At 72.8% G+C, this 21,093-nt stretch carries 16 protein-coding genes; 9 read left to right on the forward strand and 7 right to left on the reverse strand.

Translation table 11 applies throughout. From position 1 onward, the window contains the following. Positions 1 to 749: 749 nt before the first annotated feature. Positions 750 to 1,751, forward strand: a complete 1,002-nt coding sequence (locus ETAA1_RS06510; RefSeq protein ID WP_145244589.1) for a DUF1559 domain-containing protein — start codon at positions 750 to 752, stop codon at positions 1,749 to 1,751. A 43-nt stretch (positions 1,752 to 1,794) separates the two neighbouring features. On the opposite strand, the gene ETAA1_RS06515 is transcribed toward ETAA1_RS06510, so the two are convergent. Further along, complete coding sequence (locus ETAA1_RS06515) at positions 1,795 to 3,234, reverse strand: sigma-54-dependent transcriptional regulator (RefSeq protein WP_145235374.1); 1,440 nt, start codon at positions 3,232 to 3,234, stop codon at positions 1,795 to 1,797. 7 nt (positions 3,235 to 3,241) lie between these two features. Then, positions 3,242 to 4,744 (reverse strand): ATP-binding protein, encoded by a 1,503-nt coding sequence (locus tag ETAA1_RS06520; protein WP_145235376.1) that lies wholly within the window; start codon positions 4,742 to 4,744, stop codon positions 3,242 to 3,244. A 318-nt stretch (positions 4,745 to 5,062) separates the two neighbouring features. Here ETAA1_RS06520 and ETAA1_RS06525 point away from each other — a divergent pair, with 318 nt between their 5' ends. From ETAA1_RS06525 to ETAA1_RS06535, 3 genes are read left to right on the forward strand one after another with little or no spacing between them, the layout of a single operon-like run. Continuing rightward, positions 5,063 to 6,640: an alpha,alpha-trehalose-phosphate synthase (UDP-forming) gene (locus ETAA1_RS06525; RefSeq protein ID WP_145235377.1), complete on the forward strand. Its 1,578-nt coding sequence runs from the start codon at positions 5,063 to 5,065 to the stop codon at positions 6,638 to 6,640. A gap of 11 nt (positions 6,641 to 6,651) precedes the next feature. Beyond that, the gene (gene otsB, locus ETAA1_RS06530; RefSeq protein ID WP_145235379.1) at positions 6,652 to 7,500 is read left to right on the forward strand and encodes a trehalose-phosphatase; all 849 of its coding nucleotides are present in this window, start codon (positions 6,652 to 6,654) and stop codon (positions 7,498 to 7,500) included. Next, positions 7,497 to 7,877: a response regulator gene (locus ETAA1_RS06535; RefSeq protein ID WP_145235382.1), complete on the forward strand. Its 381-nt coding sequence runs from the start codon at positions 7,497 to 7,499 to the stop codon at positions 7,875 to 7,877. Before otsB ends, ETAA1_RS06535 begins: the two co-directional genes overlap by 4 nt. 24 nt (positions 7,878 to 7,901) lie before the next feature. On the opposite strand, the gene ETAA1_RS06540 is transcribed toward ETAA1_RS06535, so the two are convergent. Beyond that, positions 7,902 to 9,038, reverse strand: coding sequence for an alpha/beta hydrolase family protein (locus tag ETAA1_RS06540; protein ID WP_145235384.1), 1,137 nt, complete (start codon positions 9,036 to 9,038; stop codon positions 7,902 to 7,904). A 246-nt stretch (positions 9,039 to 9,284) separates the two neighbouring features. Between ETAA1_RS06540 and ETAA1_RS06545 the strand changes: the two genes are divergently transcribed. The 3 genes from ETAA1_RS06545 to ETAA1_RS06555 all read left to right on the forward strand — a co-directional run bounded on the left by ETAA1_RS06545 (position 9,285) and on the right by ETAA1_RS06555 (position 11,607). Next, a complete protein-coding gene (locus ETAA1_RS06545; protein WP_145235385.1) occupies positions 9,285 to 9,839 on the forward strand; it encodes a peroxiredoxin family protein in 555 nt (184 codons plus the stop codon). Positions 9,840 to 10,016: 177 nt separating this feature from the next. Beyond that, complete coding sequence (locus ETAA1_RS06550; RefSeq protein WP_145235387.1) at positions 10,017 to 10,832, forward strand: hypothetical protein; 816 nt, start codon at positions 10,017 to 10,019, stop codon at positions 10,830 to 10,832. A 4-nt stretch (positions 10,833 to 10,836) separates the two neighbouring features. Then, on the forward strand, positions 10,837 to 11,607 hold the full coding sequence (locus ETAA1_RS06555) for a hypothetical protein (protein WP_145235389.1): 771 nt from the start codon (positions 10,837 to 10,839) through the stop codon (positions 11,605 to 11,607). A 10-nt stretch (positions 11,608 to 11,617) separates the two neighbouring features. On the opposite strand, the gene ETAA1_RS06560 is transcribed toward ETAA1_RS06555, so the two are convergent. The 4 genes from ETAA1_RS06560 to ETAA1_RS31570 form a co-directional block, all read right to left on the reverse strand. Beyond that, on the reverse strand, positions 11,618 to 12,352 hold the full coding sequence (locus ETAA1_RS06560; RefSeq protein ID WP_145235391.1) for a PEP-CTERM sorting domain-containing protein: 735 nt from the start codon (positions 12,350 to 12,352) through the stop codon (positions 11,618 to 11,620). A 229-nt stretch (positions 12,353 to 12,581) separates the two neighbouring features. After that, positions 12,582 to 13,991: a sigma-54-dependent transcriptional regulator gene (locus tag ETAA1_RS06565; RefSeq protein WP_145235392.1), complete on the reverse strand. Its 1,410-nt coding sequence runs from the start codon at positions 13,989 to 13,991 to the stop codon at positions 12,582 to 12,584. A 104-nt stretch (positions 13,992 to 14,095) separates the two neighbouring features. Continuing rightward, positions 14,096 to 15,535, reverse strand: a complete 1,440-nt coding sequence (locus tag ETAA1_RS06570) for a sensor histidine kinase (RefSeq protein WP_145235394.1) — start codon at positions 15,533 to 15,535, stop codon at positions 14,096 to 14,098. A 345-nt stretch (positions 15,536 to 15,880) separates the two neighbouring features. Continuing rightward, positions 15,881 to 16,171 (reverse strand): hypothetical protein, encoded by a 291-nt coding sequence (locus tag ETAA1_RS31570; RefSeq protein WP_202920996.1) that lies wholly within the window; start codon positions 16,169 to 16,171, stop codon positions 15,881 to 15,883. Positions 16,172 to 16,254: 83 nt separating this feature from the next. Here ETAA1_RS31570 and ETAA1_RS06580 point away from each other — a divergent pair, with 83 nt between their 5' ends. Both ETAA1_RS06580 and ETAA1_RS06585 read left to right on the forward strand, forming a co-directional pair. Beyond that, positions 16,255 to 18,741 (forward strand): beta strand repeat-containing protein, encoded by a 2,487-nt coding sequence (locus tag ETAA1_RS06580; RefSeq protein WP_238389386.1) that lies wholly within the window; start codon positions 16,255 to 16,257, stop codon positions 18,739 to 18,741. A gap of 833 nt (positions 18,742 to 19,574) precedes the next feature. Beyond that, complete coding sequence (locus ETAA1_RS06585) at positions 19,575 to 20,606, forward strand: IS630 family transposase (protein ID WP_145235399.1); 1,032 nt, start codon at positions 19,575 to 19,577, stop codon at positions 20,604 to 20,606. Positions 20,607 to 21,093: the final 487 nt, after the last annotated feature.

Genomic DNA, 21,093 nt, shown 5'->3' on the forward strand with positions numbered 1-21,093 from the left:
AAGGCGCGAGCCCAACCCCCCAATTGTGTCGGACCACGGTGGCTGACGCCAGCGGGTTTCCGGACGGGAGACGGGGAGGAGGGAAGTACGAGTCAGGGCTACTACTCGTCCCGGGTCGGCCGGCGGCAGTCGGTTCGTCGAGCGACACGACGTGATAAGGGGGCTTCCATCAAGTGTTGGGCCGGTCCGGCATCACTCCGGACCTCGGGACCGCGCCCAGGGGATGTCGTACTCCACCCTGCGCCTGGGTTCAGGCCCGCCGCGCCCGCGGCCCGGCCCTTGCACAGGTCTCGGTCACCCGTCGAGGAAGGAGTACGTCTGAAGCTCCGATTCGCCGCCCGGCGCGATGCGATGCGTCGTAAAGATGGTCAATTTCTGTGCTTCGCGCACGAAAACTATCCACGAAGTATGGCCAGAAAGTGGATCAATCATGGGCGATGAGAGAAAAATGTGAATCCAAGTGTGGGCTTAATAAATTCATAATTTCTTTCCCCGCAGTCACTTGAGTTGCTGGCAATCGGAGGCATGGTTCTGCCGCTTTGTACGCTTCCGGCTCGACGGCGTGACCATTGCTGACGTTGGGCCACTCGGGGGCAGACTCGCAATCGATCCCCATTTCTACGGACACGCAGGGCGCTCACTCATCCGGTGAGGATAGCGGTGCCGTGCACTTCCCCATCTTCGTACGCCGACCGAGTGTCGGCGTAGGCGTCCGCGGTCCGTACCGACCCTGTACCGGAGCCCGCTCCATGTCTCCACGTCCCAGTCGTCGCGCGTTCACGCTCATCGAACTGCTGGTGGTAATCGCCATCATCGCGATTCTGATCGGCCTTCTCCTGCCGGCCGTGCAGAAGGTGCGCGAGGCCGCGGCCCGCGCCAAGTGCCAGAACAATCTGAAGCAGATCGGCATCGGCCTCCACGCCTACCACGACCTGTTCGGCCGGTTCCCGGTCGGGATGCACGACGACGACGCCGAGAGCTGGTGCTGGCGGGTCCACATCCTGCCGTTGATGGAGCAGCAGCCGGCGTTCCAGGCGCTGCTGGCCAGTGGCATGTGGCTGCCGCCCAACCCCGGCGGCCTGAACGGCGGCAACGTGGACAGCGCGTGGGGCTCGCGGCCGACGGTCCAGGGGACGTGGGGGAGCAACGCGGCGCAGCGGGTGATTCCGCCCTACGTCTGCCCGAGCGACATCCTCCCCGAGCAGAGCAGCCGCGGCGCGGCGAAGTCGAACTACGCGGGGAACGCGGGGAACCGGGCGCGGTTCGGCTCGGCCACGTGGAACGGCTGCGCCAGCGCGAAGGGCCGGGTCCAGAACGGACTACTCCTGTACGCCAACGACAACCTGGCGACGTGGGTGGTGGGCTTCGCCGACGTGACGGACGGGCTGAGCAACACCCTGGCCGTGGGCGAGGTGACGGTGAGCCAGAACGTCTCCCTGTCGAATACGGCGGACGCGAACTTCCCAGGGTGGGCCGGGCGGAACGCGGGCACCTCGTCGGTCAGCAGCTGCAACGGGTTCTACCGGCAGGGGGCGATGAAGCTGGCCGAGGGGACGACGTTCCCGCTGAACATGTGGCGGACGGCGCTGAGCAACACGCAGAGCGCCGCGACGTTCGGCAGCCAGCACACGGGCGGGGGGAACTTCCTCCTGGGCGACGGCTCGACGCGCTTCCTGCGTGACTCGGTCGCCCCGGCGAACTACTCGGCCGCGGCCAGCCGCGACGGCGGCGAGACCCTGCCGCTGGACTGAGGCGTGTTCGGGCGCAACCTCCGGCCGGAGGTTGCGCCCGACCTCAGCCGTCCGTCGGGCCGTCGGGGCGGACGTGCTTCTCGATCACCAGCTTGAGCGCCTGGAGCTTGGCGCGCAGCGTCGTCCGCGAGATGCCGAGGAGGTGGCTCGCCGCCACCTGGTTCCCGTCGGCGTGGCCCAGCACCACGCCCAGCACGGCGCGGTCCACCGCCCGGATCACCTTCTCGTAGACGTTCTCCTCCCCGCGGGCCAGGAGCTCGCGCGTCAGTCCGGTGACGTCGAGGCCCGGGTCGGCGACCGTCGCCGGCTCGGGGCCGGCGCCGCGGACCGACCGCGGCAGGCAGTCCGGCGTGACGGCCTCGCCCGTGGCCTGCACCACCGCGTACCGCACGGCACTCTGTAGCTCGCGCACGTTCCCCGGCCAGCCGTACCCCTCGACCAGCCGCAGCGCCTCGGGGGCGAACCCGCGCACCGCCTTGCCGAGCTTCCGGTTCGCCGCCCGCAGGAACCGCTCGGCCAGCAGCGGCACGTCCTCGCGCCGGTCGCGCAGCGGCGGCAGGTGGATGGTGAACCCGTTGAGCCGGTACAACAGGTCCTCGCGGAACGCGCCGGCCGCGGCCATCGCCTCCAGGTTGCGGTTCGTCGCGGCGATCACCCGCACGTCCACCGTCCGCGTCTCGCCCGACCCGACGCGCTCGAACTGCTGCTGCTGGAGGAGGCGCAGCACCTTCGCCTGCGCCGCCGGGGCCATGTCGCCGACCTCGTCGAGGAAGATGGTGCCGCCGTCGGCCTGCTCGAACCGGCCGACGCGCTGCCGGTCGGCGCCGGTGAAGGCGCCCTTCTCGTGGCCGAACAGCTCGCTCTCCAGCAGCGCCTCGGGGATGGCCGCGCAGTTGATCGCCAGGAACGGCCGGTCGGCGCGGCGGCTGTGCTGGTACACCGCGCGGGCCACCAGCTCCTTGCCGGTGCCGCTCTCGCCGGTGATGAGGACGTTCACGTCCTTCGCGGTGATGCGGCCGATGGCCTTGAACACCTCCTGCATCGCCGGGCCGCGGCCGACGATCACGTCGGCGTCGGGGTCGGCGTCGTCGCGGTCGGGGACGGCGGGCACGGCCCGCATCCGCCGGGCGGCGAGCGCCCGGCCGACGACCTCCTGGAGCTGGTGCAGGTCCACCGGCTTGAGGAGGTACTCGAACGCCCCGCGCTTCATCGCCTCGATGGCGGTGTCGGTGGTGCCGTGGGCGGTGATGACGACGACGGGGAGGTGCGGGTCGATCGCCCGCGCGGCGTCGAACACGTCGAGCCCCGAGCCGTCGGGGAGGCGCAGGTCGAGCACCATCGCGTCGGGGGCGGCGGAGCGCACCAGCCCGATCGCGTCGCGGACGGTGCGGGCGGTGAGGAGTTCGAGCCCGTCGCCGGCGAGGCCGAGTTCGAGGGTGTAGAGGACGTTCGGCTCGTCGTCCACCAGCAGCAGCCGGGGCATGGGCACCTCACGATGCGGCGGTGGCGGGGACACCCGACGCGCGCCGGCCCGCACTCGCCGGGAGCCGCACGGTGAAGACCGTCCCGCCGCCCGGGCGGTCGGCCGCGGCGATCTCGCCGCCGTGCGTCTCCACGATCCGCCGGCAGATCGACAGGCCGAGGCCCATGCCGGCGTCCTTCGTGCTCACGAACGCCTCGAACAGGCGGTCGCGCACCCGGGCCGGCAGCCCCGGGCCCTCGTCCTCCACCCGGAGCACCACGCGGTCGTCCTCGCCCACGACCGTGACCGCGATCCGGCCGCCGGTCGGCTGCGCGTCCAGGGCGTTGAACAGGAGGTTGTATAGCACCTGCTGTAGCTGGCCCGGGTCGAGCTCGGCGACGACCGGGCGGCGCGGCGTGCTCACCTCCACGGCCACCCGCTGGAGCGCCGCCCGGCCGCGGACGCGGTCGGCGACCTGTTCGACCAGCGGGCCGACCTCGACCGGCTTCTTGTCCGGCCGCGGCGGGCGGGCGAAGTCGAGGAACGAGCCGACGGCCTGTTCGAGTCGAATGATCTCCTCCTCCAGCACCTCCATGTCCCGCGGGCGGAGGCGGTTGTCGGTGCGGCCGTCGGCGAGAGCCTGGATCAGCAGCTTGATCGCCATCAGCGGGTTGCGGACTTCGTGGGCGATGCCGGCGGCCATCCGCCCGGCCCACGCCAGTTGCTCGGCGCGGAGGGCGTCGCGCTCGGTCTGCCGGAGCCGGTCCAGCACGGCCGTCGCGCTGCGGGCCACGTCGTCGAGGGCGTCGGCCGACCGGCCGGCGCGGTGGGCGTTGTCCTCGGCGGTGCGGGCGGCCTCGTCGAGCTGGCGGGCGGTGGTGCGCAGCCGCTCCTCGGTGCGCATCATGGCGCGCCGCAGGCCGGCCGCGATCACCCACCCGCCGAGCAGCCCGCCGACCGACCCGCACAGGCCGAGTACGATGAGTCCGGTCGTGAGCTGGGCCGCGGTCCGCTCGTTCTCGGCGTTCGCGCGGGTCAGCCCGCCCTCGTTCAGCCGCAGGTACTCGCGGGTCGGCTCGATCACCTCGTTCGCCAGCACGGTGTCCACCAACTCTAGCGTCTTGGCGTAGTCGGCCAGGTCGGGCCGGCCGTTGGTCATCCGGTCGTACTCGGTGAAGAACGCGTGGAGCCCGGCCCGCGTCTTCCGCATAAGCGCCTGCTCGGGCGGCGTGGTGGCGAGCCGTTCGGCCTCGGCGAGCGCGTCCATGGTCCGATCCCGCAGCCGGGGGATCGGCTCCAGCATCTTCGGCTCGCCGGTCAGGAGGTAGCGCACGCCCTGGCTGCGCAGGTCACGGGCGCTCAGCTCCAGTTCCTGCGCGGCGCGCATGCTGGTGACATTCTCGCCGAGCATGCCGGCCGTGGTGGCCTGCATGTCGCGGACGTACCACGCGGTGCCGACGGCGACCACCAGGAGGAGGACGCTGACGGCGGCGACGGGGGCGGCGATGCCGGTCCAAACTCGCGGCTGCATGCTCACGCGGGCTCCTGAACAGAATCCGGGCTCGGCGCCCACTTCCGGTCCAATCGGAATTCCGGGGGGCTGATCACCAATCGGCCGAAGCCCCGGCCCTTGGCCGTGACCACCCCGGCACACACGGATTCATCTTAACCGACAACCGGGGCAGGGTGTTACGGCCGAGCGGGCGGGTTTTTCCGGGGCCGATCTCGGGCTGCGGCGGGCTGGTTCGCGGCCTCTGGTACGGTCGTTGCCTAATGGCTCTTCGCAACTGGAATGCCCGGACCGCCGCCGGAGTACGGCTTCGCCCCGTTCCCGCACCCCGGAGGCCGCGTGGCCTGGACCAAGGACCGCCTCGAAGACGCGGCCCGCACCCGCCTCGGCGGGGCGAAGCTGATCGTCGTCGCGAACCGCGAGCCGTACATCCACAACCTGCGCAACGGGGCGGTCGAACTGATGCGCCCCGCCGGCGGCCTCACGACCGCGCTCGACCCGGTGATGCGCGCCTGCGGCGGGACGTGGGTGGCTCACGGGTCCGGCAGCGCCGACCGCCTGTCGTCCGACGCCCGCGGCCGGGTCCGCGTGCCGCCCGACGACCCGAGCTACACCCTCCGCCGCGTCTGGCTCACGCCCGAGCAGGAGAACGGCTACTACTACGGGTTCGCCAACAGCAGCCTGTGGCCGCTCTGCCACCAGGTGTACCACCGCCCGACGTTCGACCCGGCCCACTGGGCAGCGTACCAAGAGGTGAACGACCTCTTCGCCGCGGCCGTCCTCGAGGAAGCGCGAGGCGGCCCGGCGCTCGTGTTCGTGCAGGACTACCACTTCGCCCTCCTGCCGCGGCTGCTGAAGCGCGCCCGGCCGGACCTGGTGGTGGCGCAGTTCTGGCACATCCCGTGGCCGAACCCGGAGACGTTTCGCGTCTGCCCGTGGGCCGGCGAACTGCTCGACGGCATGCTCGGCAACGACCTGCTCGGGTTCCACATCCAGTACCACTGCAACAACTTCCTGGAGTCGGTGGACCGCACGGTCGAGTCGCGCATCTGCCGCGAGCGGTTCAGCGTCACCCGCGGCGGCCGCACCACCCGCGTCCGGCCGTTCCCGATCAGCGTCGATCCCGACCTCGCCGCGGAACACCTCGCCGGCGACTGGGAGGCGCCGGTGGCGGCGCTGCGGCGGAAGTACAACCTCGGCGACCGGCTGCTGCTGCTCGGCGTTGACCGCGTGGACTACACGAAGGGCATCCCCGAGCGGCTCCGCGCCGTGGCGCGGCTCCTCGACCTCCACCCGGGCCTCGCCGGCCGCTTCCACCTCGTGCAGCTCGGCGCCCCCAGCCGCACGAGCCTTCCCGAGTACCGCGCGCTGACCGACGAGATTCACGCCCTCGCCGCGGACATCAACGAGCGGTACGGCACGCCCGACTGGCGGCCGGTGGTGTTCGTGAACGAGCACGCCGGGCCGGAGCTGATCTACCCGCTGTACCGCGCCGCGGCCGGGTGCGTGGTCAGCTCGCTGCACGACGGCATGAACCTGGTGGCGAAGGAGTTCGTGACAGCCCGCGACGACGAGCAGGGGGTGCTGGTGCTGTCCGAGTTCACCGGCGCGGCCCGGGAGCTGACCGACGCCGTGCTGGTGAACCCGTTCGACGTGGACCGGCTGGCGAACGGCCTGCTGGCGGCGCTCACCATGCCGCCGGCGGAGCGGCAGCGGCGGATGCGGCGGATGCGGGCGCAGGTGGCCGACCACAACATCTACCGCTGGGCCGGCACGATGCTCAGCGAGGCGTCGAAGCTGATGGACCACGGCCCGCGCCCGGCCGCGCCGCGGGTCGCCGTGCCGCGGGTGTACGTCCCCGCGGACGCCGCGCCCGCCCGGTTCGCCCCCGCCCCGGTCCTCACCCATCCCGCGTGAAGGGGGCCCGAATGCCTGCGCACGACTGGGCGACGGCGGCCGCGGCGGGATACCGCGCCGGCCGCCCGCTGACCCTACTGTTCGACTACGACGGCACACTCACCCCGATCGCCGCCCTCCCGGCGCTGGCGGTCCTCCCCCCGGCGACGCGCGACGCGCTCGCCGGCCTCGCCGCGCTGCCGCGGGCGGCGGTCGGGGTGGTGAGCGGCCGGAGCCTGGACTCCGTCCGCGAGCTCGTCGGCCTCCCCGGCCTCCGGTACGCCGGGTCCGGGGGGATGCACATCTCGTTCGGTGCCGAGGAGGCAATCGACCCGGCGCTGGCCGAATTCGACGCCATCGCCGACGCGCTACTGACGGCGCTGTCGTCGCCGGTCAAGAGCTTCCCCGGCACGTGGGTGGAGCGGAAGCCGGGGTGCCTGTCGGTCCACTACCGGCAGCTGACGCCGCCGCGGGCGGCGGGCTTCGTCGAGGAGGCCCGCGAGGCGCTGGCCGAGCTCGCACCCGACTGCCCGCCGCTCCGCGTCCGCGCGGTGACGCAAGCACTCGAGGTGGCGCTCGCCGGGGCGTGGACGAAGGGCGACGCCGTGGACCGCCTGGCCGGCGTCGACGCGCTGGTGGTGTTCGCCGGCGACGGCGCGAACGACGAGGAGGCGGTCGCGGCGGTCAACGCCCGCGGCGGGCTGACGGTCGGCGTCGGCCCGGAGGCGCCGGCCGCGGTCCGGCTCCGCGTCGCGGACCAGAACGAGTTCGTGGCGGGGCTGCACCGCCTGGCCGCGAGCCTGTGCGGCGCCGCGGTCGTTGGTCGGCCGCATCCGGGCGGGGTGGTAACGCCGCGGGTGATTCACCAGGGGGCGCGATGAGCGAGGCACCGGGCGTGTTGCTGATCGACCCCGATCCGGTGGAGCGCGACCGCCTCCGGCGCGAGCTGGAGGAGCGCGGCTGGCGGGTGTGCGTGGCCGAGGACGCGGCCGCGGCCGTGCGGCTGTGCGAGGAGCGGCCGGCCGAGTTCCGCGCCGCGGTGGTGGACCTTCAGCTGCCGGGGTTGCAGGGGGCGCGGGTGCTGGCCGGGCTCGGCGCGGTGGCGCCGGCGCTGGCGCGGGTGGCGATGTCGGCGGGTCTGGCGCCGTACTCCGTCGCCGCCTTCCGCCGCCTCACCCGCACGCCGCTGCTGGCGAAGCCGGTCCACGCCGCCGACCTTGACTCCGTCCTCGGGGAACTGGTCGCGGCCACCGTATGAGGTGTTGCGCACCCGCGCCGCACGTCACCGCAGGCCGAGGTAGTAGTTCACGTCCACGAAGTACGGCGTGACGTAGTTCCGCGTCTTACGGACCATCGTGACGCGGTCCTTCTGCCGGGCCGCGAGGTAGTCCAGCACCGTCTCTTCCGGCAGCGGCGTGAGCCGCCGACTGGCCTGGCCGAGCAAGTTCATCCCGATAAGCCGCGTGCTCGCCACCGGGTACAGAAACGTCTGCTCGACCGGCACCTGCTCCCGGGTGCCGTCGGCGACCAGCACCTTGTGGTAGAACCACTCCGCGTCGCGCTCGCCCGCGCCGTCGTCGGCGCCATAGAGGAACAGCATCTTGTTGTTGTCGCGCAGCTTCGTCGCCGACCGCGCCCACGCCCGCACCGTCGGCTCCGGGACGCTCGCCGGGCGGTCGGCGGTGAGCCACACGGCGCCGGCGACGTCGGCCCCCGCCGGCGGGTCGGGGGCGTACAGCGTGGACTGCGGCACGCTCTTGTACTGGAGGCCGTTCGGCAGCAGCGGCGCCACCGCCGGCCGCGCCCACTCGGCCGCCAGCCACATCATGCCGAGCGCCGCCGTCTCGCCGGCGCCGACGAGGTAGACCGAGCTGGTGTTCACGTCGCCGTTGTCGTTCTTCTGGTCGAGATGGAGGCGCGCCGCGGCCAGGTCGTTGACGTACACCGGGAGATACCGGCTCGGGTTGATGTCCGTCTTGACGCGCAGCTCGTTCTTGGCCGGCCGGCGGTTGTACCCGCGGACGTAGCGCTGGTTCCACCCGCCGGTGATGGTGTTCGTCCAGAACCCGGTGAACGGGGAGTTGTCGCCGAGCGGGTCCACGATGTCGGTGCTGCCGCCGTGGCCGCGCCAGTCGAATCGAAAGACGTGGAACCCGGCGTCGTTGAGGCGGCCGACGAGGTCGTCCCAGTTCCCTTTGAGCATGTCGCGGTCGGGGCCGGGGGGGTACAGGAGCACGACCACCGCGTCGCCCTGCTTGTCGCCGCGCGGGCTGCGGTGGAACAGCCCCTTGAGGCGCACGCCGTCGGCGGTGTTGAACGCCTCCTCGACCGGGCGGCTCGGCGGCCGGGCGAACGACCGCGGCGCGTCGAGGGGGAGGAGCACGAGCACGAGCGGAACGGCCAGCAGGAGACGGCACATGACGGGTTCTCCGGGGGAGGGGGGGAGTGGATGTGTCGAGGCTTAATCAGGCAATCCCTGTGCCGCTCGGGTCGTGACAGCCCGACGTCACGGCGGGACGCGCGGTTACGGCGACGGGCGTGAGGGGCGGCGTTCAGCCGCTGGGCAGCCCGGCCAGGAAGTGGGCACCTGCCCGCGGTACAATCACACTCCTCGCTCCACCGGACCGACCGGCGGGACGAGGCATGCTCTTCCCGGGAGGCGACGATGCGACGGCGATTCGGAGCGATGCTGATGGGCGTGCTGCTCGGGGCCGGGGGCGTGCTCGCGGCCGACCCCGGCCCCCAGGTCGGGCAGCAGGCGAAGGAGTTCGACCTGGAGGAACTCGGCGGCGGGCGCGCGAAGCTGTCGGACCTGACGAAGGGCGGGCCGGTGGTGCTGGTCGTCCTGCGCGGCTACCCGGGCTACCAGTGCCCCATCTGCTCGCGGCAGTTCGGCGAGTTCCTCGGCAAGGCCGACGACTTCAAGAAGGCCGGGGCCACGGTGGCGTTCGTGTACCCCGGCCCCGGCGCCGGGCTGAAGCAGAAGGCGGGCGAGTTCGTGAAGGGGCGCGACTACCCGGCCCACTTCCGCGTCCTGCTCGACCCGGACTACACGTTCACGAACGCCTACGGGCTCCGGTGGGACGCGAAGAACGAGACGGCGTACCCGTCCACGTTCGCCCTCGGCACCGACCGGAAGGTGACGTTCGCCCGGGTGAGCACGACCCACGGCGGCCGGCTCTCCGCGGCCGACGCGCTGAAGGCGCTCGCGGCGAAGTGAGGCCGTTTCCGTGGGACGGCGGCGCGGGCAACGCGGCGTTCGACCGCTGGACGGCCCGGCCGAGAAGTGGGCCGGCGACCGGCACAATCCCGACCCGTGACGGGCGAATCACCCCGCGGGGCCGCCCGCCCGCCCGCGGTTCAATCGCCCCGTCCCACCCACCCCGGTCGCCCGGTGATGTTCCTCCTCCGCGTCCCTCCGCTCGCCTGGCTCCGGTTCGTGCCCCCCGGGCCGACCGGCGTTGTCGGGCTCATGCTGTTCATCCTCGGGGCCGTGCCGCCGGGCCAGATGGCCGTCCTGTACCTGGCCGCCGGGTGCGGCGTGCTCGGCGTGGCGTGGCTGGCGGCGATGCCGTCGCGGATGTTCCACCGGACGCAGAACCGGTTGTTCTGGCCGCTCGGCATCAGCGCCGCGCTGGCCGCGGCGTTCGTCCTGCCGGCGTGGGAGGAACTGATGTGGGCCGGCGGCGCGGTCGGGCTGGTCGCCGGCCTGTCGGGGCTGGCCCACCGGGCGCGGGAGGAGTTCCTGACGCTCCCCGAGGCGTTCGAGGAGGTGGTGCAGTGGTCGGACGCGATCGAGTACGCCGCCCTGTTCGACCTGACGACCGACGGTCCGGTCAAGGTGCTGTGCTCGACCGACCCGCACCTCGGCCGGCACCTCCGCCGGTTCGCGCTCGTCACGGCCGACGCCGACGACGCGGCCGCGGCGGGGCAGGTGGCCGAGTGGGACCGGGCGGCGGTCCACCTGCACGCCGGGCTGGCGGGGCTCGACCGCGCGTTCACCGCGACCGGCCAGGGCGAGAACGTGCGGGCGGTGTTCGACATCGACATGGGCGGGTTCTTCTTCACCCGCATCCACCCCACCCGCTTCCTGTTCGCCGCGACGCTCGACCAGGCGGTGATGAACGACGACTCGTGCGACCGCGACGTCCGCGCCCTGGTCCGCGCCATCACCCTGCGCACCAGCGCCCACCGGGCCGCCGACGTGGAATGAACTCATGCACTGGTTCGCCGTCGCCCTCGACACCGCCGCCTCCCTGCTGGCCGTCTCCGGCACGGCCCTCTACGTCCTCGTCCCGTGGGTGAAGCGTCACGCCCAGCAGTGGCTGCGGGCGGCGCTGCGGAACCGCCGGGCCTACCTGCTCGCGTTCGAGTGCTCCGGCGTGTTCCTGTCGGTGTGGGGCGTGCTCGGCCAGCTTGTCCGCCAGTACCCGCTCGTCGTGGACCTGCTGGCGAACAACGGCGTGGACGTGCCGGAGGTGCTGGCGGCGACCGGCATTCACCTGGACTTGCGCACGCTCGGCGGGCTGCGGCTGGGCCTGCTGGCGGTGGCCGTGGGGTGCATGGCGGCCGGGCTGCTGTGCCGGGTCTACGGCCGGCGCGAGGTGTTCGGCGGCGTCCGCGAGGCGGTCGAGTACGGGGTGATGCGGGGCCTGTCGGCGGTGAGCTACGTCGTGGTGCGCGGCGGCGAGCGGGTGGCGACGACCGCGACCCGGCTTCCGCTCGACGAGGCCCGGTGGCGGGCGTGCGTGGACGAGTTCCCGGCGGCGATGGCCAAACTGTCGGCCGACGTCCGGCCGGCGCGGCAGGGCGAGAACGTGCGGGTGGCCTACGAGACGGCGGAGGGGCTGGTGTACTACTACCGGTTCGGGGCGCACGCCTATCTGGTGGCGTCGGCGGCGGGGGGCCGGGGCCGCCGGCGGGCCGAGGCCGAGGCGCGGCACCTGATCCGCTCCATTCAGGCGCTCGCCAGCGTCCGCGGGGCGTGACACCCCGTTGTCACGCCCGCCGCGCCGCCCGGGCCGCCGGTCGGAACCAGCGGCGCCGGACCACCACCCCGCCCGCGCCGATCAGGCCGAGCAGCAGCGTCGCCGGCTCGGGAACGCCCGGCACGGTGCCCGGGTCGGTCGGCTCGGCGGGCTCGGTCGGCACCGGGTCGGGGTCGCCGGGGGGGTCGATCGGGCCGCTGTTCGGCTTCGCGTCCGCCCCGAGGCCGGCCACCCACCACCCGCCCGCGGGGACCGCCAGCGTGCCGGAGCCGAGGGCCGCGCCGGTGCCGTCCGTCAGCGCGAAGGTGAGGCCGTCGTCACCCGCGGTGACGCCGAGCAGGACCGCGTTCGACGGGACCTCCGCGCCGGTCACCGGGGTGGCGGACGACGCCGACCCGGCGGGGACGCCGGCGGGGGTGCGGGCCGTCACGCCCGGCGGCAACTCGCCCGCCGCGAGGTAGGCGGTGCCGTCGGCGAGGGTCAGCAGGACGGGGACGCCGAGCCCGCCGAAGTGGGTGACCGCGCCGCCGGCGTTCGCCTGGACGGTGCCGGTCCCCTTCGCCTGCGTCACCACGACGGTCGGCGTCCCGCCCGGGAAGTTGAACCACAGGTCGGCCGTGGTGAGCGGCTCGACGGAGCCGGCGACCCCGGCCGTGAGCGACAGCCACCCGGCCCGCCCGACCCCGGGGAGCCCGGTGACCGTCGCCGCACTCAGCACGACCATCCATCCGAATCGGCGTCGCATGTTGACCTCCTCAGCTCACTTCGCGGAGCTCCGACGGGCGGGACAGTACCGTGTTGCCGTCGACAAAAAAAGATGACTGGTAAGGAGATACGTCGAGCGTGCGGTGCAGAACGTGGACAGGGCTGTTCACCGTCTGAACAGTGTGGCGGGCTATGCAGGCGTATTTGAACCGGCGGTGATCAGACGGCGTGACATGTTGCCGCGACCCGACCCCCCTCCTGCGGCAGAATCATTCCGGGCTCGCGGGCGGGCCGCTCATCGACTGGAGCTTGGCGCGGAGGGTCGTCCGCGATATGCCGAGCAACTCGCTGGCGTGGACCTGATTACCGTTCACGTGCGCCAGAACGTCGGCGAGCACGGCCCGGTCCACCTCGGCGAGCACGCGGCGGTAAATGTCGAGCGAGCCGGCGGCGATCAGGTCGCGGACGAGCCGCCGCACGTCCGCCAGCCCCTCGCCGGTCGCGGGGGTTACGGGCGCGCCGCCGCGCAGCGACGCCGGGAGCGACTCGGGGGTCAGCTCGTCGCCGGCGGCGTGGATGGCGGCGAAGCCGACGACGTTCTGCAACTCGCGGACGTTCCCCGGCCACGAGTAGCGCTCCAGCACGGCGAGCGCCGCCGCGGACACGCCGCCGAGCGGCTTGCCGAGGCGCTCCGCGGCGCGGCGGAGGAAGTGGCCGGCGAGCAGGGCGATGTCGCCGGCGCGGGCGCGCAGCGGCGGCAGCGTCAGCACGAACCCGTTGAGCCGGTACAGCAGGTCGCGGCGGAAGCGGCCGGCGGCGGCCATCGCGTCCAGGTCCTGGTTCGTCGCCGCGATGACGCGCACGTCCGTCGCCACGGCCCGGCTGCCGCCGACGCGGTCGAACCGGCGCTCCTGGAGGACGCGCAGCAGCTTCGCCTGCGCGGCGAGGCTCATGTCGCCGACCTCGTCGAGGAACAGGGTGCCGCCGTCGGCCTGCTCGAACTTGCCGACGCGCTGCCGGTCGGCGCCGGTGAAGGCGCCCTTCTCGTGGCCGAACAGCTCGCTCTCCAGCAGCGTCTCCGGGATCGCGGCGCAGTTGATCGCCAGGAACGGCCCGTCGGCGCGCCGGCTGTGCTGGTACACGGCGCGGGCCACCAGCTCCTTGCCGGTGCCGCTCTCGCCGAGGATGAGGACGGTCACGTCCTCCGGGGCGAGGCGGCCGATCGTCTTGTACACGTCCTGCATCGCCGGGCTGCGGCCGACGATCTCGTCGCCGGCCTCGCCGTCGCCGCCGAGCACGGCGGGGACGCTGCGCATCCGCCGCAGCGCGACGGCCCGGCCGACGACCTCGCGGAGTTGGGCCAGGTCCACGGGCTTGAGGAGGTACTCGAACGCGCCGCGCTTCACGGCCTCGATGGCCGTCTCGGTGGCGGCGAAGGCGGTGATGACGACCACCGGCAGCCGCGGGTCGACCTCGCGGATGAGCGACATGGCTTCGAGGCCGGTCATGTCCGGGAGGCGGACGTCGAGCACGACGGCGTCCGGCCGGTGGGCGAGGACGGCGTCGACGCCCTGCCTGCCGGTCTGGGCGGTGACGACCTCCAGGTCGTCGGTGCCGAGCCCGGCTTCGAGCGAGTAGAGCAGGGCGGGTTCGTCGTCGACGATCAGCAGCTTCGGCACGGCTCCTCCGTGATGCGAGTCTACGGGAGTCTTCGGGAGGCTTCGGGAGTGGCGGAGCTCGGCCCTTCCGGACTCCGCCACTCCCGAAGCCTCCCGAAGACTCCTCAACTGCCTCGGGGTAGGCGGACGGTGAACACGGCCCCGCCGCCGGGCCGGGCGACGGCGCGGATCGCGCCCCCGTGCGACTCGACGATCCGCCGGCAGATCGACAGCCCCAGCCCGACGCCGGTCGGTTTCGTGCTGACGAACGGGTCGAAGATGCGCTCGCCGAGGTCGGCCGGCGGGCCGCCGCCGCGGTCCTCCACGCGCACCTCCACGTCGCCGCCGGCCGCCGCCGCGGTCACGCGCACCTCGCCGCCGCCGGGCTGGGCGTCGAGGGCGTTGCCGACGAGGTTGTGCAGCACCTGCCGCAGCTGGTTCGGGTCGGCGTGGACCGCGGGCGCCGCCGCCGACACGTCCACGACGAGCGCCACCTTCTGGAGGTCGGCCCGGCCGCGGAAGGCGGCGACGGCACCGGTCACGACCGGTGCGAGGTCCACCACCTGCTTGTCCGGCGCCGGCGGGCGGGCGAAGTCGAGGAACCCCGAAACGATCCCTTCGAGCCGGACGATCTCCCCCTCGATGACGGCCAGGTCGCGCGGGCGGAACGGGGCCGCGCGGTGCGGGTCGGCCGCGGCCTGCACCAGCAGCTTGATCGCCATCAGCGGGTTGCGGACCTCGTGCGCCACGCCCGCGGCCATCTGCCCGACCAGGGCCAGCTGCTCGGCGCGGAGGGCGTCGCGCTCCACCTGCCGGAGTCGGTCGAGCACCGCCGTCACCGACACTTCCACGGCCTCGGCCGGGTCGCCGTCGGCACCGGGGACGGCGACGACGGAGCGGAGGCGGGCGGCGGCCCCGCGCATCCTTCCCTCCGTGAGCTCGATGGAGCGCCGCAGGCCGGTGGTGAGCACCCAGCCGCCGAGGAGCCCGCCGCCGGCGCCGCACAGGCCGAGCGCGAGTAGCACGACGGTGAGGCGGTCGGCGAGCTCGTGGGTGGCGCGGCTGGTGCCGGCGAGGGCGTCCTCGTTCAGCCGGCGGTACTCGCGGGCCGGGCCGAGGATCTCGCTCTCGGGGAGCACGGCCACGGCGGCGACGCGGCCGCGGGTGTCGGGCGCCCGCGGCGTCCGTGCGGCTTCCCCGGCGCCGCTGGCGAGCCGGACGTACCCGGCGCGGGCGCGGCCCATCAGCTCGCGCTCGCGGTCGGTGAACGCCCACGCCTCCGCCTCGCGGAGCGCGTCGCGGCCGCGCTCGGCCAGGTCCGGCACGGCCTCCAGGTGCGCCGGGTCGCCGGTGATGAGGTAGCGGTCGAGCGAGGCGTCGATCTCCCGGACCGTACTCTCCAGCCGCTGCCCCGACACTACGCTGGCAACGTTCTCCTCGAGCGCCGTCGAGAGCTGCCGCTGGATGCTCCGCAGGTACCACGCCGACCCGACCGCCGTGACCAGCAGCAGGACGCTGAGCGCGAGCACCGGCAGCAGCAGCCGGGGGACCAGTCGGGGCTTCATGCCGGCTCCTTGCTGTGCGGACCCTGGACCGTGCTGTGCAGGTGCCGGACACCTCGGTCGGGGACACGACGGGAGCGGCCCGCGCGGTGAAAGTCGCGGCCCGCGGCCTCATTCCGGTTGTATCGGTCGCGCCCCCGGCGGGGCGTGGTGACACCGCCCTGTCACCCCGCCGTCAGCCTGGGAATTCCAGGGTTATGTGCGGTTCCGCGCCCGTCCGCGGGGCGGCCCGGTGATGGGAGGGTGGCCCGCCCATGCCGCGGTCCGGCGGACGGCACCCGGTTTGCCAACCGCCACCCGCAACCACCGTACCGCCGCAATCGGATCCACCTGCGTCGCCGACCGTTCTCACGAATCCGCGGCGCGGCGCCGCTCGTCAGCAGCATAGCAACCGGGTTCAACTTCGGGGGAGCTCACGATGCTGGGTTCGATCTGGCGACGGCTCGTCCTCAAGAAGTTGGCAACGGCTGCGGCCCGGGGCCGCCGGCCGGTGCTGCGCGTCGAGGGGCTCGAAGACCGCGTCACGCCGGCCGGCGTGTTCGCCGTGGCGGGTGCGGCCGGGGCGCCCGCGTCGGTGACGGTGTTCGACGCCGCCACCCGCGCGCCGAAGTTCGTGATCTCGCCGTTCGACGGCTTCACCGGCGGGCTGAATCTGGCGATCGGCGACGTGAACGGCGACGGCACCGCCGACGTGATCGTCTCTCCCGCGGCCGGCAGCGGCCGTGAGCGGCACGACGTGGTCGGTCACGCTGCCGGCCGCACTCGCCGAGGGGACGTACACCGTCACCGCGACCGCGACCGACACCGTCGGCAACGTGAAGTCCGCGACCAGCTCGCTGGTGATCGACACCACCACCCCGACGCCGACCCTCACGTCCGCGGCGCCGGACCCGACGAGCACCTCGCCGATCCCGTTCACGGTCACGTTCGACGAGGACGTGACCGGCTTCAGCACCGCGGGCCTGAGCGTGCCGAACGCCGTCATCACCGGCTTCACGCAGGTCGACGCCCGCACCTACACCTTCGGCGTGGCCCCGCAGGCGCAGGGCACCGTGTCGGTGCTGGCGTTCCCGGCCGCGGCGACGGACGCGGCCGGGAACGCCAGCACCGCCTCGGCCACGGTCACGCGCACGTTCGACTCCGCCGGCCCTGTCGTGACCGCGACCCCGCTCACCACCAATAACCCGACGCCGACGCTCGCCGGCACCGTGGACGACCCTGCCGCCACGGTCACGGTCGTCGTCAACGGCCAGACGTACACGGCGACCGTGACCGCCAACAGCTGGTCGGCCGACGTGACGACGGCCCTCGGCGAGGGCACCTACGACATCGTCGTGACCGCGACCGACGCCCTCGGCAACAGCGGCACCACGACGGCGGCCGGCGGCCTCGTCGTCGACCTGACCGGCCCGACGGCGATGGCGACGGCCCCGACCGGGCCGACGAACGCGAACCCGATCTCGTTCACCGTGGACTTCGGCGAGGCGGTGACCGGGTTCGACGAGACCGGCCTGACCGTGACCGGCGGCACCGTGACGGGCGTGACCCCGGGCGCCGGCAACAGCTACACCGTGAGCGTCACCGCGGACGCCGACGGCCCGGTGGGCGTGACGGTGAACGCCGGCGCGGCGCAGGACGCGGCCTGGAACGACAACACGCCCTCGACCACCGCGACCGTCGAGTACGACGGCACCGCCCCGACCGCGACGCTCTCGACCGCCGCCGCCGACCCGACGAGCGCCTCGCCGCTCGCGTTCACGGTCACGTTCTCCGAGGTCGTGAGCGGTTTCGGCGTGGGCGGCCTCGACGTGACCAACGGCACGGCGTCCGGGATCGCCACGACGGACGGCCTCACGTACACGTTCGACGTGACGCCGGCCGGCGACGGCCCCGTGATCGTGACCGTGACCGCCGGCGCCGCCGCGGACGCGGCCGGGAACGCGAGCGTCGTGTCGAACTCGGTCTCGGTCGTGTTCGACGGCACCGCCCCGGTCGCGGCCGCGGACCCGCTCACCACCACCAGTCGGACGCCGACGCTGACCAGCACCGTGGACGACCCGGACGCGACAGTCAGCGTCGTCGTGGACGGCCAGACCATCCCCGCGACTGTGAGCGGCACCAGTTGGTCGGCCGTCGTGCCGACGGACATCGCCGACGGCACCTACGACGTCGTCGTGACGGCGACCGACGTCCTCGGCAACGGCGCGACCACGACCTTGACCGGCGGGCTGGTCGTGGACGCCACGGCCCCGACGGTCATGATCTCGGCGCCGTCCGTGCCGCTGACGGCCGGCGGCCCGGTCACGTTCACCGTCACCTACGCGGACGCCACGGCCCCGACGGTCACGCTGACCGACGCTGACGTGTCGCTCGACATCACCGGCACCGCGGGCGGGGCCGTGTCCGTGGCTGGCTCCGGGCTGGTGTGGACGGTCACCGTCACGGGTGTCACCGGCGACGGCACAATCGGCATCGTGATCGCCGCGGGCACGGTGACGGACGCGGCCGGGAACGCGGCCCCGGCGGCCGGCCCGTCGGCGGCGTTCACGGCCGACAACACCGCGCCCGCCGCGCCGACGATCACCGGGCTCGACCCGGCGACCGACACCGGCGCCCTCGACACCGACGGGGTGACGAGCAACCCCAAGCCGACGTTCACGGGCACCGCCGAGCCGGGGAGCACGGTCGAGGTGGTCGCCGACGACGGGACCGGCCCGGTCTCGCTCGGGACGGTCGCGGCCGACGCGACGACCGGCGCCTGGTCGCTGACCGGACCCGACGCGTTGGCCGACGGGGCATACACCGTCACCGCCGTAGCCACGGACGAGGTCGGGAACGCGAGCGATCCCTCCGCCCTGTTCGTCCTCGTGGTCGACGGCTCGGCCCCGACCGCGACCGTGGACGGGGCCGGCACGGGGGGCGTGAGCGGCACCGCGACCGACGCCGGCGGGTCCGGCGTGGCGCGGGTGCTGGTGAGCCTCCGCGAGTCCGCCGGGGGTGGGCTCTACTTCGACGAAGTGACCGGCGCCTTCACCAGCAACGACCCGCTGTTCTTCGACGCGACCGACGACTCGGCGGGCGGCGACTTCTCGGCGTGGTCCTACGCCCTGCCGCCGGGGACGTCGGGCGACTACGCGGTGACGGCGCGCGTGATTGACCTGGCCGGGAACCAGGCGGACAGCGTCGTGACACCGGTCTCGGTGACTTGAGTTCACCGTCCCGCGATTCGACCCCTGACCGACGGCTGGTTCGCCACCGGTCGGGGGTCGCAACGCGGCTGGAGATTATCCGGCGCCGGCGTCGGGATCGCCGACTAGGCCGGCTTCGGGACCGGGCGCGGCCGGGGCGGCATCACTTCCGATCGATGGACGGGAAGTCCGAACCCGCACCCTCATAAATCACGCGACCGACGCGAGTCTACGGACACAGTCCGAGACTCGCGTCGGTCGCGTCGGTCGCATAAACGGCGGCCGCGGAAATCCTTGCAGAGCCGAAGTTTGCGAGGGTGACTGACGGGATTCGAACCCGCGACATCCAGAACCACAACCACAACGACGAGATGCTTGGAATCGCTGTTTTTCCAAGGATTTCTAACGTTTCTGCACGCTAGACAGGTTTCGTCAAGATCGGCGAAGGTCGCGCTTTCCTAGGCTTTTTTGCGGATGGCGACGAGTTTCCGGACGGGCGTCGCTGACCGTACTCGCGCCTCGTCGAACCACCGCACGCGCCGGCTGGCATCGCCATCAAATGCAAACGGCGCGTGCCTCGGTGACACGGAGACCCCTTCGGAATCCGCCGGTGTAGCGGCAGGCTCGGCCAGTCGAGCGAGGCGCTTGCGGACAGCCTTAGTGTGGGTGTCGAGATCGGGCAGTCCATCGCGGGGGTCGATCTCCTCGTCACTGTCATGGAACCGCTGTCGTTCCGCCTCAACGACGCCCCGCGCGATCTCGTCTGGGTCGGTCAGCCCGGCGGGCGCCAGGGGGATCGGTCAGGCCAGCTTCAGTACTGCTAAGCAGTTGGCCCCGATTGCGTACCATGTTTCATGATCCGCGTTCACCTCACCGTTGCGACGCAGTCCGAGTTGCAGGCTCTCCGGCGGGACCCCCTCCCGCCCCGGGTACGGGATCGGCTGGAGATGGTCCTGCTGTCCGACGCCGGGTGGTCCCCGCCCCGGATCGCCCGGCACCTCGGGTGTGACCCGCAGACCGCCCGGGCCGTGATCCACGGGTTCAACGCCCGGGGGGTGCCGGCCCTCTACCCCGGCAAGCCCGGGCCGGCCCCCAACTACGCCCGCCGGGATCAGGTGGCCGCCCGGCTGACCGACCTGCTCGGCCAGGACCGGACGTGGACGGCGGCCCAACTGGCCGACGCCCTCCGCCCCAACGGGATCCGGCTCCGTGCCCGTCAGGTCCGTCGGTACCTCGCCCGACTGCGGGCCGGGTACCGGCGGACGGCCTCGACCCTGGAGCACAAGCAGAACCGGCCCAAGGTCGCCCGGGCGGCGGCCGTCCTGGGCGGCCTGCAACGGAAGGCCCGGGAGGGCCGGCTGGTCCTGGACTATCTCGACCAGTGCGGGTTCGCCCCGTCGCTGCCCGGTGGGTACTCGTGGTGCCTGCCGGGCCAGCGGAAGCGGGTCCGGTACGAGTACCCCCAAGGTCGGCGGGTCAACGTCCTGGCCACCTACGAGCCGCTCGGCCCGGCCCCCCGCTTGGATGCCGTGCCGTTCGAGCGGACGCTCACGTCGGACGACCTCGTGGCCTACCTGCGGGGGAGGCCCGCGGTCGGGCGACCCCGGGTGGTGGTTCTGGACAACGCCCCGATCCACACCAGCAAGGTGGTCAAGGCCGCCCGGCCCGAGCTGGCGAAGTCGGGGGTCTACCTGTACTACCTGCCGGCGTACAGCCCCGAGTTGAACCGGATCGAGGCCGTGTTCAAGCAGGTCAAGCACCACGAGATCCCGACCCGCAGTTACGCCACCCGGTCCGATCTGCGGGCGGCCGTCGAGCAGGGCTTCAACTCCTATGCCCAAAAGCTCCGCCCAGAACCTGGGAAACAACTACGGCCGGCTGCTTAGGGTCACGTATACCCGAGCAGGAGTGTCGGCGTCTTGCAGCGCGTCGGCGAGGACATCGAGGGTCTGCGGGATCAGCGCCCGGAGCCGGTCGGCCGTCGCGCCCCAGACTGCGGCCCCGCGGTCCGCCAGCGCCGCCTGGAACTTCGGGGAGTACAGCCGCCATCAGGTGACGGTGACGCGGTTCGGCCCGACCGTGTCGGCGGCCTCAGTGTCGTGGTTCCCGGCGGCAAGTAGATCGACCGCGTTGCGCTGGGCAGGGGTCAACCCGTAGGGGTAGGACGAGGCGGTGGGGTGGGTTATGCGATGTAGCTCTCACGTGCGACCTCGGTGAGTGCGTAGCCGGGTGTTCACCCGTTTTTACCGGCCCGGCGTGAGGTGAAGGTGGTCAGCCGCGGTCGCAGAACCGCAGGTGACGCACGGCTCGTTAACCGTTCTGATCGACTCAACCGACCGGGACGCTCGCGTCGGCGGCGTCCCCGGTGCGTCG

Origin of the sequence: Urbifossiella limnaea, from assembly GCF_007747215.1 — a bacterium.
In the GTDB taxonomy this organism is placed as follows: Bacteria; Planctomycetota; Planctomycetia; order Gemmatales; family Gemmataceae; genus Urbifossiella; species Urbifossiella limnaea.

Excerpts from the sequence above, each read along its gene's own strand:
- ETAA1_RS06510 (WP_145244589.1), top strand. The coding sequence starts at position 750 with ATGTCTCCACGTCCCAGTCGTCGCGCGTTCACGCTCATCGAACTGCTG.
- ETAA1_RS06515 (WP_145235374.1), bottom strand. The coding sequence starts at position 3,234 with ATGCCCCGGCTGCTGCTGGTGGACGACGAGCCGAACGTCCTCTACACC.
- ETAA1_RS06520 (WP_145235376.1), bottom strand. The coding sequence starts at position 4,744 with ATGCAGCCGCGAGTTTGGACCGGCATCGCCGCCCCCGTCGCCGCCGTC.
- otsB (WP_145235379.1), top strand. The coding sequence starts at position 6,652 with ATGCCTGCGCACGACTGGGCGACGGCGGCCGCGGCGGGATACCGCGCC.
- ETAA1_RS06535 (WP_145235382.1), top strand. The coding sequence starts at position 7,497 with ATGAGCGAGGCACCGGGCGTGTTGCTGATCGACCCCGATCCGGTGGAG.
- ETAA1_RS06540 (WP_145235384.1), bottom strand. The coding sequence starts at position 9,038 with ATGTGCCGTCTCCTGCTGGCCGTTCCGCTCGTGCTCGTGCTCCTCCCC.
- ETAA1_RS06545 (WP_145235385.1), top strand. The coding sequence starts at position 9,285 with ATGCGACGGCGATTCGGAGCGATGCTGATGGGCGTGCTGCTCGGGGCC.
- ETAA1_RS06550 (WP_145235387.1), top strand. The coding sequence starts at position 10,017 with ATGTTCCTCCTCCGCGTCCCTCCGCTCGCCTGGCTCCGGTTCGTGCCC.
- ETAA1_RS06555 (WP_145235389.1), top strand. The coding sequence starts at position 10,837 with ATGCACTGGTTCGCCGTCGCCCTCGACACCGCCGCCTCCCTGCTGGCC.
- ETAA1_RS06560 (WP_145235391.1), bottom strand. The coding sequence starts at position 12,352 with ATGCGACGCCGATTCGGATGGATGGTCGTGCTGAGTGCGGCGACGGTC.
- ETAA1_RS06570 (WP_145235394.1), bottom strand. The coding sequence starts at position 15,535 with ATGAAGCCCCGACTGGTCCCCCGGCTGCTGCTGCCGGTGCTCGCGCTC.
- ETAA1_RS06585 (WP_145235399.1), top strand. The coding sequence starts at position 19,575 with ATGATCCGCGTTCACCTCACCGTTGCGACGCAGTCCGAGTTGCAGGCT.